The following is an 18009-nucleotide window of genomic DNA, read 5'->3' as shown; positions in this document are numbered from 1 at the left end:
CTGTTCCTCTGAACTGCTGTTCCGTCGAACCGCGAGGGCCCACGGGCGGCGCGAACGCGCAGCGCGCAGGCGTCGACCCCGCGTGTCTGTGCCAGCCTAGCCGTGCCGGCTGAAAAGGTGCCAAGAAGACTCGACGGGTGTCGGTCGTTCACAGCTGCCGCCGGAACCACCACGCCTCAGAGCAGACGGACCACGTTCGGCATCGCACCGTTGGTGCGCAGCGGGGACACCTTGACCACGTCACCCGACTGCGGTGCCTCGACCATCTTGTTGTCGCCGAGGTACAGCGCGACGTGCGCACTCGCGTTGGGGCCGTAGAAGATCATGTCGCCGCGTCGCATCTGTGACAGCGGGAACTGCGGTCCCGAGGTGTACTGGTAACCGGTGTAGTGCGGCAGTTCGATCCCGACGCCGGCGAACGCGTAGATCATCAGGCCGGAGCAGTCGAAACCGATCTTGTTGTAGTCGCCGTAGCTGTCGGCCACACCGCCGTCGCGGATTCCCTGCGTCGGGCCGTTCGCGTCGCCACCGCCCCAGGCGTAGGGCACGTTCAGCTGCGAGAGCGCACGGTTGACGGCGATCTCGACGGCTTGCGGACCGCGCAGCCCGGGTCGGACGACGCCGCCCCCGCCCCCGCCGCCGCCGGAGGAACTGCCGAACAGAGAGCCGAGGCTTCCCGAACCGAGTCGCGCACTGAGGGTGTCGCCACCGCTGCTGCCGGTGATGTCCGCACCACCGATGCCGAGCTCGTTCAGCAACTCGGACTGGGGCAACTGCTGCTGCCCGACCAGACCGGCGAGGATCGACGAACCGACGTCGATGGCGAGGCGCGCGGCGGCCTCCGCCGCGACGGCCAGTGCCTGGTTGTCGGTGGCGGGCGTGGCGGGTAGCGCCTTGAGCGCCCCCTCGGCCGACGGTTCCGTCGGGAACAGGTTCGAGAGCAGATCGCTCGCCGACGGCCCCTCGACCGTCTTCTTCGGCACGTATCCGCGAATCGTGTTGAGGCGCTTCTGGACCCGGTCGCGTTCCCCGATCAGGGTGGCCTTGCGCTTCTGCTGCGAAGCGATGGCGGCCTTCGCCTCGGTGACCGCCGCCATGGCGTCGGTCTTGCGCTGTTCGGCGCTCTTGGCCGCGAACGACGCCTGCCGGCGGGTGGCCTCGACGGCGGCGAGTCGGTTGGCCTTCTGGTTGCGGGCCACCTGCAGCCGTCGAATCATCTCCTGCTGCTTCTTGCCGACCTGATCGATCAGCTTCATGCGGTCGAGGACGCCCTGCGGGTCTTCGGAGGCAACGTAGTTCGACATCGAACCCTGCTCGGGCCCCTGCTGGTACGCCAGGCGGGCGAACCGGTCGAACTCCTTCTGCGCGTCGACGACGGCCTTGCTCGATCGGTCGAGTTCGGTGCGTGCTCCACGCGCGGCCACCGTGGCGAGGCGCTGCTGCGCGAGCGAGTTCTGGAAGTCGACGATCGATCGGTTCACGTTCTCCTGGCGGGACGCGAGCGCCTGGTCGAGGTCGGCGATGTCCTGGTTGACCGTCGCGATCCGGTTGATCAGACCGGAGATGGGCGACTCGGGCGTCTTCTTGGGCGCCGCGTCGGCATGACCCGCGCCGACCGCGCAGACGAGTGCGACAGCAAGGGCCGCCGAGACGCGCGCCGGCCATGACGCACCAGTTCTTCCTCGCCTCACCTGGAACTCCTCGCGATTCGCGGGGATCTTCCGATCCCCGGTCCGGCGACCGTCCGGGGTGTCTGAACCCGCGGCGATCACGCACTGCACTTCCGCCACATCGGACCCTGTAGAGAACACAGGCATCACACGCGACATCAGAACCGTACGTCACATCAACCACACGAGAAAACCGTGTTCGCGAATTACAAAGGCGTGATTACCTGCGAAAATGCCGTGAACTGGCGAAAGATCGAACGGTCGTCAAGGTCTCGAATTGGCAACAGACCGGAAGACACGCCGTGAAGGGTCCCCGCCGCGCGAGAACGAGGTGCCAGGAGCCGGGCCCGCCCGCCGCATCGCCGGCCGGCCGAGGCGGCCCTGGCCTGCGTACTACCGGCCGGAAGCGGTCGGCTCGCGACGTGGTGCCGACGAGTCATCCGACTCCGCGGCGGTGGCCCGCACGGGTCCCAGCGGACCGGCGGCCAGGTTCTTGCGGGTGCGGACCTGCCGGAGCCGGGCGAGCACGGCTCCGCCCGCGACGACCAGGATCAGCAGGAGGCCCACGATCGTCCAGTCCACGTTGGGACCGGTCATCGTGTCGATCATCTGTCGCGCCGCACCCGCGGGGTCGGTGAGGGTCAGGCCGTCGGTGGCCTGTTCCTGCACCACCCGGCTGAATTCGGGCGACGAGCTGCCGACCGAGTTGGGGCCGAGCACGATGACGGTGCCGCCGACCTGTTCCTGCAACTGGTTCGCGACGTCGCGGTAGAGAGTGAACCGGGGCTGAACCTGGTCGATGACCACGAAGCTGACGTCATGGCCCTTCGACTGGGCGTATTCGACGACCTCGAGCATGCCGGGCAACTGTTCGGGCGTCGCCCCCGCCACGCCGTCGTCGGCGATGTCCCGCGACAGCTCACCCATGTCGACCCCGACGAGTCCGGTGAGTTCGTTGTTCTCCGCGGGAGCTGCCAGCACCAGCGTCGTCGCCTGCGGACCCATCCGCCACCCCTGCCTCTCGAGATCACCCGGGGTTGCGTGCACGTTGACGGGCGGTATCGCGCCGGCGTCGAGTGTCTCCTCGCCGAACCCCGCCCTGCACCGTACGACACAATGGACTCGTCTGGGTATTCCGGTGTCGGCAGGTCCGATCCGGCGTGTCCCGGCCCGAGCTTGGTAACAGTACGCTCGTACTGTTAGACTGGACGACGTTGTCGCGGGTGGCCCTCGCGGACATCCGATGGTGCCGGCGCAGCCCGCCGGTGCAGAACGTCAGCCGGTGCGGCACGACTGCGCCGGATCGACCAGCCCCGCCCGACCGCAAGTGGATCATCGAGTAATCGCCGGCGCAGCCCGCCGGCACACGAGGAGAGTGGATTTAGACGTGAGTATCAATTCCTTCGGCGCCCGCGGCACGCTGGACGTCGGTGACAACAGCTACGAGATCTACCGTCTGAACGCTGTCGAGGGCACCGCCAAGCTCCCCTACGCTCTGAAGGTCCTCGCCGAGAACCTCCTGCGCACCGAGGACGGCGCGAACATCACCAAGGAGCACATCGAGGCCCTGGCGAACTGGGACCCGAACGCCGAACCGAGCGTCGAGATCCAGTTCACGCCTGCCCGCGTGATCATGCAGGACTTCACCGGCGTGCCCTGCATCGTCGACCTCACGACCATGCGCGACGCCGTCAAGGAACTCGGCGGCGACCCGGACAAGGTCAACCCGCTCGCGCCGGCCGAGATGGTCATCGACCACTCCGTCATCATCGAGGCTTTCGGCAATGCCCAGGCGTTCGAGCGCAACGTCGAGATCGAGTACCAGCGCAACGAGGAGCGCTACAAGTTCCTCCGCTGGGGTCAGGGCGCCTTCGACGACTTCCGCGTCGTGCCGCCGGGCACCGGCATCGTGCACCAGGTCAACATCGAGCACCTCGCGCGCTCGGTGATGGTCCGTGACGGCGTCGCCTACCCCGACACCTGCATCGGCACCGACTCGCACACCACGATGGAGAACGGCCTCGGCGTCCTGGGCTGGGGCGTCGGCGGCATCGAGGCCGAGGCCGCGATGCTCGGTCAGCCGGTCTCCATGCTCATCCCCCGCGTCGTCGGCTTCAAGCTCACCGGCGCGACCAAGCCGGGCGTCACCGCGACCGACGTGGTCCTCACCATCACCGAGATGCTGCGCAAGCACGGCGTGGTCGGCAAGTTCGTCGAGTTCTACGGCAACGGTGTCGGCGAGGTCCCGCTCGCCAACCGCGCCACCATCGGCAACATGAGCCCCGAGTTCGGCTCGACCTGCGCGATGTTCCCGATCGACGGCGAGACCGTCAACTACCTCCGACTCACCGGGCGCAGCGAGGAGACGCTCGCGCTCGTCGAGGCCTATGCCAAGGAACAGGGCATGTGGCTGGAGAAGGACGCCGAGGAGGCCGTGTACTCGGAGTACCTCGAGCTCGACCTGGCCGACGTCGTCCCGTCGATCGCCGGCCCGAAGCGTCCGCAGGACCGCATCGAGCTGTGGGACGCGAAGAACGCGTTCCGCAAGGACATCCACAACTACGTCGAGAACGGCAACTCCGCTCCGCAGACCAAGCTGGACGAGGCGGTCGAGGAAACCTTCCCGGCGTCCGACCCCGCGACCCTGTCCTTCGCCGACGACGACGCCGAGCCGCTGCACTCGGCCGCCAACGGCGCCGAGGGCCGGCCGACCAATCCGGTCCGGGTGGATTCCGAGGAACGAGGATCGATGATCCTCGACCACGGGATCGTGACCATCGCTTCGATCACCAGCTGCACCAACACCTCCAACCCGTCGGTCATGCTCGGCGCGGCGCTCCTGGCCAAGAAGGCCGTGGAGAAGGGCCTGTCGTCCAAGCCGTGGGTCAAGACGTCGATGGCACCGGGCTCGCAGGTCGTCACCGGCTACTACGACAAGTCCGGTCTCTGGCCGTACCTGGAGAAGCTCGGCTTCTACCTCGTCGGCTACGGCTGCACCACGTGCATCGGCAATTCCGGCCCGCTGCCGGAGGAGATCTCGAAGGCGATCAACGACAACGACCTCACCGCCACCGCGGTGCTGTCGGGCAACCGCAACTTCGAGGGTCGCATCAACCCCGACGTGAAGATGAACTACCTCGCGTCGCCGCCGCTGGTCATCGCCTATGCCCTGGCCGGCACGATGGACTTCGACTTCGAGACCGACGCGCTGGGCAAGGACACCGACGGCAACGACGTGTTCCTCAAGGACATCTGGCCGACCAACGAGGAGATCGAGGCGACCATCGCCTCGTCGATCTCGCCGGAGCAGTACGCCTCGGACTACGCCGACGTCTTCAAGGGTGACGAGCGCTGGCAGAACCTGCCGACCCCGTCGGGCAAGACCTTCGAGTGGGACGACGAGTCCACCTACGTCCGCAAGCCTCCGTACTTCGAGGGCATGCAGCGTGAGCCGTCGCCCGTCTCCGACATCAAGGGCGCACGCGTGCTCGCGAAGCTCGGCGACTCGGTGACCACCGACCACATCTCCCCCGCGTCGACGATCAAGCCCGGCACCCCCGCCGCGCAGTACCTCGATGCCAACGGGGTGGCCCGCAAGGACTACAACTCGCTGGGCGCCCGCCGCGGCAACCACGAGGTGATGATCCGGTCGACCTTCGGCAACATCCGCCTGCAGAACCAGCTGCTGGACGGTGTGACCGGCGGTTACACCCGCGACTTCACCCAGGAGGGTGCACCGCAGTCGTTCATCTACGACGCCGCGCAGAACTACGCCGAGCAGAACATCCCGCTCGTCGTGCTCGGCGGCAAGGAGTACGGCACCGGATCGTCGCGTGACTGGGCGGCCAAGGGCACCAGCCTCCTCGGCGTGAAGGCCGTCATCACCGAGAGCTTCGAGCGCATCCACCGCTCGAACCTCATCGGCATGGGCGTCATCCCGCTGCAGTTCCCCGAGGGCGAGTCGCACAAGTCGCTGGGCCTCGACGGCACCGAGACCTACGACATCGCGGGCATCGAGGAGCTCAACAACGGGACGACGCCGTCGACCGTGCACGTCACCGCCACCAAGGAAGACGGCTCGACGGTGGAGTTCGACGCCAAGGTCCGCATCGACACCCCGGGTGAGGCCGACTACTACCGCAACGGAGGCATCCTGCAGTACGTGCTGCGCAACATGATCAAGAGCTGACAGGAGGCACTCGACGTGCCCAAGGTCAGCGATGACCGGCTTGCCGCGCGTCGTCGGGAGATTCTCGACGGCGCGCGGCATTGCTTCGCGGAGTACGGATACGACGGCGCGACCGTCAAACGGATCGAAGAGTCCACCGGCTTGTCCCGGGGTGCGATCTTCCACCATTACCGGGACAAAGAGGCGCTGTTCCTCGCGCTCGCGCGGGAAGATGCCGAGCGCATGGCCGACGTGGCGGCCGAGCAGGGCCTGGTGCAGGTCATGCGCGACATGCTCACGCGGCCTCAGGATTTCGACTGGCTCGGCACGCGCCTGGAGATCGCGCGGAAACTACGGACGGACAACGGCTTCCGCGCGGAGTGGGTGTCCTACGCGGCCGAGGTCGAGCAGGCGACACTCAGTCGGCTGGAGCGGGGTCGGCAGGCGGGGCGCCTGCGCGACGACGTCCCGACCGACGTTCTGCTCAACTACCTCGACCTCGTGCTCGACGGTCTGATCACCCGGCTGGCCACCGGCCAGCCCACCGACGATCTGCACGCGGTGCTCGACCTCGTCGAGGAGTCCGTGCGCGCACACGACTGACCTCAGTCCGGGGCCAGCAGGGACACGACCTCGTCGATCGAACGATTCGCCGACAACCGGTAGGCCCGCACCGCCTCATCGCCGGTCAGCTGGACGACGGGATCGCCTCTCGTACCTCTCGTCGTCCAGCGTGGCGATCCGGCCACCCCTGATCCCATCGGCCGCAGCTCCGGCACCGGCAAACGGGGGTCGTTCGGGACCGGCGTGAGTCCCTGCACCTGTCGCATACGCATTCCGACGGCCGCGACCAGCCAGCACTCGGCGACGCCGACGGGTCGGATCGACGACAGGACCTGATTCGCACCGTCGAAGGTCATGGTCATGGTGTCGGCGCGCTGTACCCGCCACATCGAGCCGACCAGGTCGAACCGTGCCATCCGGTCGTTGTGCAGATCGAACTCCGCACCGAAGCCGCGCAGCGCCGCGGTGCACTCGCCGGTCAGATACCTTGTCGCCGAATCGCGTTCGCGGCGACGCTCGTCCTCCTCGCGTCGCCGATCACCGATCGGGCGGTACTCGCGTTCGAGGGCGCCCCGGTCCGCCGCGGCCCCCTCGGCGAGGCGCCGATGCAGCCACGCCGGGTCGATCTGCAGGAAATACCGGTAATGAATCCGGCACGGCACGTCGTCCGCGGTCACCGGTCCGTCCCCGACGAGCATCTGCACACCGTGGTCGGCCGACCAGACGGCGGCGACCCGGCCGTCGACGTCGGCCACCCAGGACCAGCCCCGAGAACGGATCTCGGGCGCCGCCGCGGCGAGGACGACACTCAGCGCCGTACCCGGCTCCACAAGGAGTGAGTGTGCGTGGGAAGCGACGTCATCCCCCATCGCCACGCTGTCGCGGTCCACCTCGATCTGCAGCGCAGCCGTCACACCCCGGAGCCTAACGTCCCGCGGCCCCGGCCGACTCGCCGATCGCGCACCGCGGCTGCCGGGCCGGATCAAGCCGGCCGTGATCCATCCCACATAGTTGCTGCCGCTAAGGCCTAACCTTACTTAGCTCACGCTAAGGTTCCCGGGTGAGACTCGACAAACCCGGTCCCGCCGTCTCTCGCCGGACCCTCATGCGCTCTGCGGCCGGCGTCGGCGCCCTCGCCGCGCTCGGCGCGACCGTCACCCCGGCGCAGGCGGCACCGGGGCAGACCGCGATCGTCATCGGCACCGGCTTCGGCGGCGCGGTGGCGGCACGTCGCCTCGGCGAGGCCGGCTACACGACAACGGTTTTCGAGCACGGGCGCCGGTGGCCGATCCGGCCGGACGGCAACACCTTCGCCACGACGACCACCCCGGACAAGCGCGCCGCGTGGTTCGGCAGCCCCGCCGGCGCGAGTGCGGCGAGCGGCCTCCCGGTGGAGCCGTATCCCGGCGTGCTCGACCATGTGATGGGCAACGGCGTCGAGGCCGTGTACGGCGCAGGCGTCGGCGGCGGGTCGCTCGTGTTCGGCTCCTTCACGCCCGTCCCCCGCCGACAGGACTTCGAGCACATGTCCCGGCGGCCGCCGACTACGCGCAGCTCGCCCAGACCAACTTCCCGCGCGCGAAGGCCGGGCTCGGCGTCTTGCCGCTGCCCGCGGACATCCTCGCGCACCCCGAGTACGTCGGGGCCCGGTCCCGGCTGAAGGTGATCGAGCGCTACGGCGCGTCACCGCACTTCTTCGACTTCGCCATCGACTGGGACATCGTCCGCGACGAACTGGCCGGCCGAGCCACCCCGTCGGTGACCGCGGGCGAACTGAGCTACGGCGTCAACAGCGGCGCCAAGAAGTCTCTCGACCGCAGCTACCTCCTCGCCGCCGAACGGACCGGAAACGTCACCGTCAAGCCGATGCACGAGGTCTTCGACATCCGGCCTCGCTCGCGCCGCGCCGGATTCGTCGTCACCGCACGGGTTCTCGACGAGCAGGGCCGCACGGTACGCACCGTGACCACCGAGGCCGATCACCTCTTCATGGCCGCGGGCTCCTTCCACACCACCCGGCTGCTCGTCGAAGCGCGCGCGCAGGGGCGCCTGCCGCGACTGTCACCGCGAATCGGCGACGGCTTCGGCGTGAACGGCGACTTCCTCACCATCCGGGCGAACCCCCGCGAGGATTTCGGCGCCGTCCAGGGCGGACCGGGTTACGCACGGATCTACGAGGACAACCTGCCCGGCGGACGGGTCTCGATGGTCTATCAGGCCACCCCGCTGCCGGCACCGCTCGGCAAGGCCGCGACCACCCACCTCGTGCAGGCCCACACCGACGAACGCGGCACGATCGACTACGACCATCGCACCCGGCGGGCGCAACTGAACTATCCCCACCCCGCCGACCGCAACGACCTCGACCGCCGCAGCAACGCCTTCATCAAGCGTTTCCACGAACGCACCGAGGGCCGTTTCGGCTTCGCCGCCAACGGAACCCACGTGTCGTCTCGCGCGCTCGGATTCGGTTCCGCGAGTACCTATCACGGGCTCGGCGGCGTCGTCATGGGTGCCGCGGCCGACGCTGACGGCGGAATCCGGGGCTACGACAACCTGTGGGTCGTCGACGGTTCCTTCGTCCCCGGCGCAGTCGGCCTGGTGAATCCCGCGCTGACGATCACCGCGCTCGCGGAGCGAACCATGGACAGGTTTCTCTCGACGCACTGAGGAACTGCGAAATCGGACACGACGCTAGGGTACTGTGACTCGCAACACCCCGAACGAGCGTTAGATACGATCGTTCGGGGTGGCCATCCCCTTCGTCACGAGGAGCGTCACTCTTGTTTCCTGGAGTCTTCGCGAAATACACCCCCGACAAGCCGGCCGTCATCCGGGCCGCTACCGGCGAGGTACTGACCTACCGACAACTGGACGAGAACTCGACCCGGCTCGCCAACTACCTCGACTCCCTCGGACTCCGACGCGGCGACAACATCGCCGTGGTCTCCGCCAACGACTTCCACGTCTTCGAGGTGTACTGGGCGGCCCTGCGCAGCGGTCTGTACGTGACCGCGGTCAACCACCACCTCACCGCGGCGGAGACCAACTACATTCTCTCCGACTGCAACGCGCAGGTCCTGTTCGCCGGCGCCTCGGTCGTCGAGGCCGTGTCGGCCGCCGGCGAGATCGAGGCCCTTGCCGGCCCGGGTCGCCGCATCGTGTGGGGTGGCGATCTCGACGGCTTCGAGAATTACGACAAGGTCCTGGCCAATGCGTCGGCAGAGCCCCGCACCGACCAGCCGCGCGGCACCGACATGCTCTACTCCTCCGGGACCACCGGCCGTCCGAAGGGCATCAAGACACCGATGCCCGAAGGGCAGGTCGACCAGGTGCCCGACGCCTACACCGCGATCTTCGCACCCATGTACGGCTACGACGACTCCGCGGTCTACCTCTCCCCCGCGCCGCTGTATCACGCGGCGCCGCTGCGCTATTGCGGGATGACCAACTCGGTCGGCGGGACCGTCGTCATGATGGACCGGTTCGATCCCGAAGCGGCCCTCGCCGCTATCGAGAAGTACCGCGTGACCCACAGCCAGTGGGTGCCCACCATGTTCATCCGGATGCTGAAGCTGCCCGCGGACGTCCGCTCGAAGTACGACGTCAGCAGCATGAAGATCGCCGTCCACGCCGCCGCGCCCTGCCCGGTCGAGGTGAAGCGGGCGATGATCGAGTGGTGGGGCCCGGTCATCCACGAGTACTACGCATCGACCGAGGCCGCCGGCGCGACGTTCATCGGCCCGCAGGAGGCGCTCGATCATCCCGGCTCGGTGGGCAAACCGCTGCTCGGCGTGGTCCACATCTGCGACGAGGACGGCAAGGAACTCCCGACCGGCGAGGTCGGCCAGGTCTTCTTCGAACGCGAGGACGTGGCGTTCCAGTACCACAACGACCCCGACAAGACCCGCAAGGCCCAGCACCCCGAACACGAGAACTGGTCCACCACAGGGGATGTCGGATACGTCGACGACGAGGGTTATCTGTATCTGACCGACCGCAAGGCGTTCATGATCATCTCCGGCGGCGTCAACATCTACCCGCAGGAGGCCGAGAACGTCCTCATCAATCACCCGGCGGTGTTCGACGTCGCGGTGATCGGTGTCCCCGACCCCGACCTCGGCGAGGTCGCGAAGGCCTGCGTGCAGCTGGCCGACGGCCACGAACCCACCGATCGGCTCGCCGAGCAGCTGATCGCGTTCACCACCGAGAACATCGCGGCCTACAAGGCGCCCCGGTCGGTCGACTTCGTCGACGACCTGCCGCGCACGCCCACCGGGAAGCTCGTGAAAGGCGATCTGCGCAAGCGGTATTGGCCGGAGACACCGAGCCCGTCAGCTGGTTGAGCCGCCCCACCGCTGGTCGAGCCGCCCCACCGCTGGTTGAGCCGGCACCGAGCGGAGCGAGGAGCCGAGTCGAAGCCACCTGGTGACCCGACCGCTTGCCCAGACCACCACCCCCTGCCGCCGAACGTTAGCTTACGCTAAGCTAACTCACACTGAGTTGGTCCGGTTACGGACACCGGCGAATCGGCCGGCGCCGCACCGCTGTTCGGAGCTGGGGAATGCAGGGTTTGGACGCGGTAGGCGGGCTTGTGCCCGATGACGATCCGGGACGGGCGGCCGTGCCGGTGGCCGACCTCCTCGTCGCGCGACTCGTCGACGCCGGGGTGCGGACCGTCTTCGGCGTTCACGGGGCCAACATCGAAGACGTCTTCGACGCGGCGGTGCGGCACCCGCTGCTCACCCCGGTCGTCGCGAAACACGAGTTCGGGGCCGGCGCGATGGCCGATGGGCACGCACGGCTCACCGCCGAGCCGACCGCGGTCCTGACGACGTCGGGTGGCGGTGCGCTGAACGTCATCCCGGCGCTGGGCGAGGCCTATGACAGCCGCGTACCCGTGCTCGCCGTGATCGGTTCGGCGCCGACCGCCGCGGTGGGGCGCGGTGGCTTCCAGGACATGCTCGACCCGCCGGACACCGTGGACCTGCGTGCCGTGATGTCCGGCGTCGTCGGATTCTGCGGGCTCGTCGACGAGTCGGCTCGTCTCGATCAGGTCCTCGACGAGGCGTTCGCCACCCTCGCACGAGGTCTGCCGGCCGCGGTGATCCTGCCCAAAGACGTGCAGTCCTCACCCGGGTACGCCACACCGTCGCGGTCGGGGGCACCGACCGAACTCCGGTCGGTGCCCCCGGCGGTCGTCGACGGACTCGCCGACTGACTCGTCGGGGTGGCGCGCGACGGCGGGTCGGTGTGCATCTGGGCGGGCGAGGAGGCATCGCGGCTCGGATTGCACAGTGCCGTCGAGGATCTCGCGGACCTCCTCGGCGCCGGGGTCGTGGTCTCACCGGGCGGTCGCGACATCGGCCGCGGGTCCTGCTCCGGGGTCACCGGGGTGATGGGGCACCCGTCGGCCCATCGGGCCGTGCGGGAATCACAGCTGATCCTGGTGATCGGCTGCCGCATGTCGATGACCGATCGCGCCGGCCTCGACGACGCCCTCGCAGCGATCCCGGTCGTGCATCTCGGCAGCGCGCCGCCGCGCACCCCGCGGCCGACGTCGAGCACATCGGGACGGCACGTCTCACCGAGACCCTCGGGGCGCTCCAGCGGTCACTCGCCGACCGGCTCCCCGGACGCCGCCCACCCCGGGTCCACCCGCTCGACCACCTGTCCGTCGCACCCTCGGCTCACGCCCTCGGAATGCGCGACGTGCTCGTCACCATCGGCGCCGCCCTGCCCGCGGGGTGCGCGGTGTTCGCCGACGCCGGGAACACCGGCGCGGCGGCGATCCACCATCTCCCGTTCGGCGACGGGCGGTTCGTCGTCGCATTGGGCATGGGCGGGATGGGATGGGCCATCGCGGCGGGGATCGGGTCCGCGATCACCGCGCAGGACACCCTTCCGGACGGTCGGGTCGTCGTCATCGCCGGTGACGGCTCGTTCCTCATGCACGGCATGGAGTTCCACACCGCGATCGAACACGATGCGCCGATCACCCTCATCGTGCTCAACAACGACGCGCACGGCATGTGTGTCACACGTGAGGCGCGATTCTTCCCCGGCGCGCCGAGCGTCAACCGGTTCCGCCACACCGACATCGCGGGCGGGCTGGCCGCGATGTTCACCGGCCTCCCGGTGCGCACCGCCGGCGATCTCCTCACCCTGCGCTCGGCATGCGACGAACTGTTCTCACACACCGGACCGAATTGCCTCATCGTGGAAGTGGATCCCGACGAAGAACCCCCGTTCGCCCCACTGATCTCGAGAGGTACCCCATGACCACGCACACCTCCGCGCTGTCCGATCTCGGGGACACCGCGGCCACGCTCGACGGCGTGGTCCGGGTGGAGACCCACCCCCGTTCCGCCAACACGGCACTCGTCGTCGACAAGGTCCGCTCGGTGTATCCCCATCACCAGGTGTTCGGCGACTTCTGCCCCGTGCAGGGCTACGTCGACGCACCGCCGCGCGAACTGTACGAATGGCTGGCCGACACGCGCTCGCTCGAGGAATGGACCTACAGCACACGCGGTTTCGAGCCGGCCGGGGAGCCGGACCTGTGGGTCGGATACGACCGCCTGAACGAGGACACCAAGATCTACGTCCGGACCGTGGCGAACGCCGACGCGATGACCGTCGACTACCACTGTGCCTGGGATCAGGGAAAGCACCTCTGGATGATCTACCTGATGCGCGTCGTCGACGCGCAACTCGTTCTCGACCGTCCGGGTTCGGTGGTCTGTGGAACAACTGCCACCACCCGTTCTACGACGAGAACCCCTTTCCCGAGACCGCACCGGCCGGTCGGGAGGAGTGGGTCGGCGACCTGTGGGACATGTTCGGTGCCGGACATCAGATCGAACTCGACAACCTCACCGCCATCGCCGAACACCGCCATCGCCACGGACTTCCGCTGACCCCCGAATGGATGCGCTCATGACCGCCGACGCCCCCGCCGTCTCGCTCGCCGACCTCGCCACCTACCGCCCGGCCGCCCGGGTGCCGGCGGAGTTCTTCGCGCAGTACGCCGAGGACGACGAACTCGCCGGCAACGTCATGTTCCGGGCTCCGTCCTTCCGCCACCACGCGGCCGACGGTGAGACGTCGGCGGACATGATCGTCGCCGCCGCACGGCGTCTCGTCGAGCGCCACGGCGACGGATATCTCGACGACGTGGACGTCGTGCTCACCCACAGCCAGCTGCCGGAGGTCCCGGTCCGCGGGTGTGTCGGCGAGGTCGCACACCGCCTCGGCCTCGCCCCGCGAACCGTGCTCGACGTGCACAACGGCGGCTGTGCGGCCTTCGTCCACCTCATCGAGATCGCCGGAGCGCTACTGCGCGCGAACGGAGGCCGCAAGGCCCTGATCGCGCTGGCGCAGAACAGCGCCGGACAGATCTTCACCCAGGAGCAGGTACGGATGAAGGCGCAGGCCGCGATACCCGGTGACGGCGCGGCCGTGGCGATCCTGACTCTCGGCGACGCGGGTAACCCGGTGCTCGGGACCGAATGCCGGTCCTTCGGCCAGTTCTCGGCGGACATGACCGCCGTCGCACAGCCGGAACGCAAGTACTGGGAGGCGGGCCCGGGTCAGATCCATGTCGGCTTCACCGAGGCCAAGATCGCGAAAGTACTCGCACGCGGGAACCGGATGGTCCCGGAAGTGGCTGCGGCGCTTGCTCATCGAATCGGGGTACGTCCGTCCGACCTGGACCTGCTCGTCACCAACCAGCCCAACCGGATATTCCTGCGCAACTGGCGCGAGGCCTTCGAACTGCCCGAGTCGCGACACCCGGACACGTTCGACGACTGCGGGAACCTGTTTGCGGTCGGGATTCCGATGACTCTGGACGCGGCGATCGACGACGGGCGCGTGCGTCCCGGTGACATCGTGATGATGTCGGCGTTCGCCCATGCCGGCGACTTCGCCGCTGCCGGAGCGATCCGGTGGAGTGGGCGTTCGTGACGGTTCTGCTGCCGGCTCCGGTCTCCGAGCGCGCCACGGACCTCGCCGGCGTGCGCACCGACGTCGTCGTGCGATGCGACCGGAACGAGTCCGCCTATCCCCCGTTGCCCGCGGTCGTGTCCGCGCTGCGCGACACGGCGGCATCGGCCCACCGCTACCCGTCGTTTCGTCCCGACGGTCTGCGCGCGACGATCGCCGAGCACACCGGTGTCGAGGCAGCGCACATCAGCGTCGGCGCCGGGGCGACGGCCGTACTCTCCGCGATCCTGCAGGACTCGGCTGCACGGGCCCGGGCCAGGGGTCGTACCGGACCTCGGATTGTCACCCCTGCACCGACATTCGAGGGTTTCGCGCTGCTCGCCGAGATGATCGGGCTCGGGATCGACACGACCCCGCTGTTCGACGACGGGCGTCCCGATGTCGGTGCGCTCGCCGCGGCCGCGGGTCCGGACACCGCGGCCGTCATCGTCTGCAGCCCGCACAACCCGACCGGATCGGTCCTCTCCGACGCGGAGATTCGTGAACTGCTCACGGCTGTCGACCCGGCGATCCCGGTGATCCTCGACCAGGCGTACGTCGAGTACTGCCGGAACGCACCCGATGTCCGGACGCTGGTCGACGAGTACCCCAACCTGATCGCGGTGCGAAGCCTCTCCAAGGCCCACGGTCTCGCGGGACTGCGGGTCGGATATGCGATCGGGTCGGCGACGTCCGTCGGCGGTGCCCGCCGTCACGAGGTCCCCTTCTCGATCACCGCGGGCGCCGAACACGCTGCGCCAGTGGCACTTGCCGCGTCCGACGAGCTGGCCGGACGGGTCACGGCGATGCGCCGCGAACGCGATCGAATCGCCGACGCGCTGCGCGACTCGGGCCACCCGGCGCTGCCGAGCGAGGCGAATTTCGTGTTCGTGCCGGGCCCCGACGGCATCGAGTTCGGGCGGCGACTGCGGGACGCGGGGGTCGTCGGCCGGGAGTTCGCCGGACACGGTCACCCGCTGACGGTGCCCGACCGCGCCGGCACCGATCGGCTCATCGAGGCGATCAGGCGAGCTCGATGAGCTCCTGATACTCCTCGCTCCAGTGGTCCTCGGTGCCGTCGGGCAACAGGATCACACGCTGCGGATCGAGCGCGGCGGCGGCGCCCGGATCGTGCGTCACCAGGACGACGGCCCCGGTGTAGCTGCGCAGGGCGTCGAGGACCTGTTCGCGCGAGATCGGGTCGAGGTTGTTGGTCGGCTCGTCGAGGAGCAAGACGTTCGCCGCCGAGGACACCAGCCCGGCCAGCGTGAGCCGGGTCTTCTCACCGCCGGACAGCGTGCCGGCCGGCTGATCGAGCTGGGCGCCGCTGAACATGAACGCGCCCAACAGGCCTCGGAGGTCCTGCTCGCCCGCGTCGGGTGCAGCGTGCCGGATGTTCTCCCACACCGACGCCCGGTCGTCGAGGGTGTCGTGTTCCTGCGCGAAGTAGCCGATCTTCAGACCGAATCCCGGCTCGATCGACCCTGTGTCCGGCTTCTCCACTCCGGCAAGCATTCTCAGCAGCGTCGTCTTGCCCGCGCCGTTGAGGCCGAGGACGACGACGCGACTGCCCTTGTCGATCGCGAGGTCCACCCCGGTGAAGATCTCCAGCGAGCCGTAGCTCTTCGAGAGTCCGGACGTCATCAACGGTGTCTTGCCGCATGCGGCCGGTTCGGGGAACCTGATCCGCGCGGTGCGGTCGGCCACCCGTTCCTCGTCGAGGGCGTCGATCATCCGCTCCGCGCGCTTGAGCATGTTCTGCGCGGCGGTCGCCTTGGTGGCCTTGGCACCGAGCTTCGCGGCCTGCGCGCGCAGGGCGGACGCCTTCTTCTCGGCATTGGCCCGTTCGCGACGACGGCGCTGCTCGTCGGTCGCCCGGGCATCGAGGTACCGCTTCCAGCTCATATTGTAGATGTCGGCCTCACCGCGCACCGCGTCGAGGAACCACACCCGGTTCACCACGTCGGCCAGCAGGTCGACGTCGTGACTGATCACGACGAGACCCCCCTCGTGGTTCTGCAGGAAGCTACGGAGCCAGGCGATCGAGTCGGCGTCGAGGTGGTTGGTCGGTTCGTCGAGCAGGAGGGTGGTGTCGGATTTCCCCGAGCCGTCGGACGCCGCGAACAGGATGCGTGCGAGCTCGATCCGTCGGCGCTGACCGCCGGAGAGTGTCCGCAGCGGCTGCTCGAGAACCCGATCGGGCAGACCCAGGCTGTTGCAGATCCGCGCGGCCTCGGATTCGGCGACGTATCCGCCGAGGGCGGCGAAGCGCTCTTCGAGGCGGCCGTACCGCGCCACGGCCTTGTCCCGCAGCTTGTCGTCGGCGGCCTCGGCCATCTGCGCCTGCTGCTTCTCCATGTCGCGCAGGATCTCGTCGAGACCGCGCGCGGAGAGCACCCGGTCCTTGGCCAGGACGTCGAGGTCGCCCTCTTTGGGGTCCTGCGGGAGGTAACCGAGTTCACCGGACCGGCGGATCGATCCCCCGTAGGGTTCGGTCTCGCCGGCCAGGATGCGCAGCGTGGTGGTCTTGCCGGCACCGTTGCGGCCCACGAGGCCGATCCGGTCGCCGGGCTGGATGCGTAAGGCGTCGCCGGGCGCCGCCAACAGGGTCCGAGCGCCCGCTCGTACCTCCAGGTCGGTCGCGGTGATCACGACGGTCGATTCTACCGGTGCCACGCCACTGCTTTTTCCACGTGCGGACCCCGGCGCCGTGCGGCCGAGTCGACCACCCCCGTCACGGTGGACCGATACGGTGTGGGACGTGACGCACTCCACAACGATTCCGCAGAACTTCCCGCAGTCCTCCGACCTGACCGGCCGGTCCGCGCTCGTCACCGGTGCCAGTCGCGGCATCGGTGAGGCGATCGCGACGGAACTGGCCCGTCGCGGCGCCTCGGTCGTCATCACGAGCCGGAAGGCCGAGCCACTCGAGGAGGCGGCCGGCCGGATCCGGACGGCGGTGCCCGGAGCGACGGTCTCGGCGTGTGCGGGCAACACCGGCGACGCCGACGACCGGGCGGCCGCCGTGGACGCGGCCGTCGCACAGGGCGGCGGCATCCACATCATGGTCAACAACACCGGGATCGCGCCGCTGGCCGGCCCACTGATGGGGGCCGACCTCGCCGCGTACCGCAAGACGTTCGACACCAACGTCGTCGCCGCGCTCGGGTTCGTCCAGGAGGCCTACCGGGCGGGCATGAAGGACACCGGCGGGTCGGTCGTCAACATCTCCTCGGTCGCGGGCCTGCGGTCGACGGGCGTGATCGCGGCGTACGGCACGTCGAAGGCGGCGCTGATCCGTCTCACCGCCGAACTCGCCTGGGAACTCGGTCCGGCGATCCGCGTCAACGCGATCGCCCCCTCCATCGTGCGGACCAAGTTCGCATCCGTGTTCACCGAGGGCGACAACGAGGCCCGCGCGGCGAACTCGTACCCGATGAAGCGGATCGGGGAACCCGAGGACGTCGCCCGGGCGGTCGCCTTCCTCGCGAGCGACGAGTCGGCGTGGATCACCGGCGAGACCCTGGCCGTCGACGGTGGCATGCTCGCCACCGGCGGTTCGTGACGTCCCTGCCCGACGACACGTCACCGTCCGGATCGCCGCCCGCGCCGAAGGACAGG

The 18009-nt window shown here is 68.8% G+C and carries 10 protein-coding genes and 3 pseudogenes; 9 read left to right on the top strand and 4 right to left on the bottom strand.

Annotated features, from left to right (window positions below; all coding sequences use genetic code 11):
• Positions 1–176: 176 nt before the first annotated feature.
• Together GR168_RS11415 and GR168_RS11410 are read right to left on the bottom strand one after the other, a co-directional pair.
• Positions 177–1691 carry an NlpC/P60 family protein gene (locus GR168_RS11415; protein WP_065632228.1) on the bottom strand — a complete coding sequence of 505 codons (1515 nt, stop codon included), beginning with the start codon at positions 1689–1691 and terminating at the stop codon, positions 177–179.
• Between the two features lie 372 nt (positions 1692–2063).
• Positions 2064–2675, bottom strand: coding sequence for a DUF6676 family protein (locus tag GR168_RS11410; RefSeq protein ID WP_065632173.1), 612 nt, complete (start codon positions 2673–2675; stop codon positions 2064–2066).
• A gap of 382 nt (positions 2676–3057) precedes the next feature.
• Between GR168_RS11410 and GR168_RS11405 the strand changes: the two genes are divergently transcribed.
• Complete coding sequence (locus GR168_RS11405) at positions 3058–5859, top strand: aconitate hydratase (RefSeq protein ID WP_058250389.1); 2802 nt, start codon at positions 3058–3060, stop codon at positions 5857–5859.
• Positions 5860–5874: 15 nt separating this feature from the next.
• Entirely contained in the window at positions 5875–6441 is a 567-nt protein-coding gene (locus GR168_RS11400; RefSeq protein WP_058250388.1) for a TetR/AcrR family transcriptional regulator, read from the top strand.
• 2 nt (positions 6442–6443) lie between these two features.
• Here GR168_RS11400 and GR168_RS11395 read toward each other — a convergent pair whose 3' ends face one another.
• The gene (locus tag GR168_RS11395; RefSeq protein ID WP_065632171.1) at positions 6444–7316 is read right to left on the bottom strand and encodes a hypothetical protein; all 873 of its coding nucleotides are present in this window, start codon (positions 7314–7316) and stop codon (positions 6444–6446) included.
• 191 nt (positions 7317–7507) lie between these two features.
• On the opposite strand from GR168_RS11395, the pseudogene GR168_RS11390 reads away from it, so the two are divergent.
• From GR168_RS11390 to GR168_RS11365, 6 genes and pseudogenes are all read left to right on the top strand, one after another.
• Positions 7508–9072: pseudogene (locus GR168_RS11390) on the top strand (GMC oxidoreductase).
• A 113-nt stretch (positions 9073–9185) separates the two neighbouring features.
• The gene (locus GR168_RS11385; RefSeq protein WP_159370747.1) at positions 9186–10748 is read left to right on the top strand and encodes an AMP-binding protein; all 1563 of its coding nucleotides are present in this window, start codon (positions 9186–9188) and stop codon (positions 10746–10748) included.
• 218 nt (positions 10749–10966) lie between these two features.
• A pseudogene (locus GR168_RS11380) lies at positions 10967–12684 on the top strand (thiamine pyrophosphate-binding protein).
• A pseudogene (locus tag GR168_RS11375) lies at positions 12681–13345 on the top strand (SRPBCC family protein). The pseudogenes GR168_RS11380 and GR168_RS11375 overlap by 4 nt, the downstream one beginning before the upstream one ends.
• Complete coding sequence (locus GR168_RS11370; protein ID WP_159370746.1) at positions 13342–14370, top strand: 3-oxoacyl-[acyl-carrier-protein] synthase III C-terminal domain-containing protein; 1029 nt, start codon at positions 13342–13344, stop codon at positions 14368–14370. The pseudogene GR168_RS11375 and the gene GR168_RS11370 overlap by 4 nt, the downstream one beginning before the upstream one ends.
• The gene (locus tag GR168_RS11365) at positions 14367–15428 is read left to right on the top strand and encodes an aminotransferase class I/II-fold pyridoxal phosphate-dependent enzyme (RefSeq protein ID WP_068971603.1); all 1062 of its coding nucleotides are present in this window, start codon (positions 14367–14369) and stop codon (positions 15426–15428) included. The genes GR168_RS11370 and GR168_RS11365 overlap by 4 nt, the downstream gene beginning before the upstream one ends.
• Here GR168_RS11365 and GR168_RS11360 read toward each other — a convergent pair.
• Positions 15412–17040 (bottom strand): ABC-F family ATP-binding cassette domain-containing protein, encoded by a 1629-nt coding sequence (locus tag GR168_RS11360; RefSeq protein WP_068971572.1) that lies wholly within the window; start codon positions 17038–17040, stop codon positions 15412–15414. The genes GR168_RS11365 and GR168_RS11360 overlap by 17 nt on opposite strands.
• 100 nt (positions 17041–17140) lie before the next feature.
• On the opposite strand from GR168_RS11360, the gene GR168_RS11355 reads away from it, so the two are divergent.
• A complete protein-coding gene (locus GR168_RS11355; protein ID WP_159370745.1) occupies positions 17141–17953 on the top strand; it encodes an SDR family oxidoreductase in 813 nt (270 codons plus the stop codon).
• The last annotated feature ends 56 nt before the right edge of the window (positions 17954–18009 follow it).

Origin of the sequence: Gordonia sp. JH63 (assembly GCF_009856645.1) — a bacterium.
Classification (GTDB): domain Bacteria; phylum Actinomycetota; class Actinomycetes; order Mycobacteriales; family Mycobacteriaceae; genus Gordonia; species Gordonia hongkongensis.
Note: the sequence above shows the minus strand (reverse complement) of the source record. Positions and strands in the feature narration are given on the sequence as shown.

What these genes read in the sequence shown, in the direction of transcription:
- GR168_RS11370 (WP_159370746.1), top strand. Translation starts at nt 13,342, where the DNA reads ATGACCGCCGACGCCCCCGCCGTCTCGCTCGCCGACCTCGCCACCTAC.
- GR168_RS11410 (WP_065632173.1), bottom strand. Translation starts at nt 2,675, where the DNA reads ATGGGTCCGCAGGCGACGACGCTGGTGCTGGCAGCTCCCGCGGAGAAC.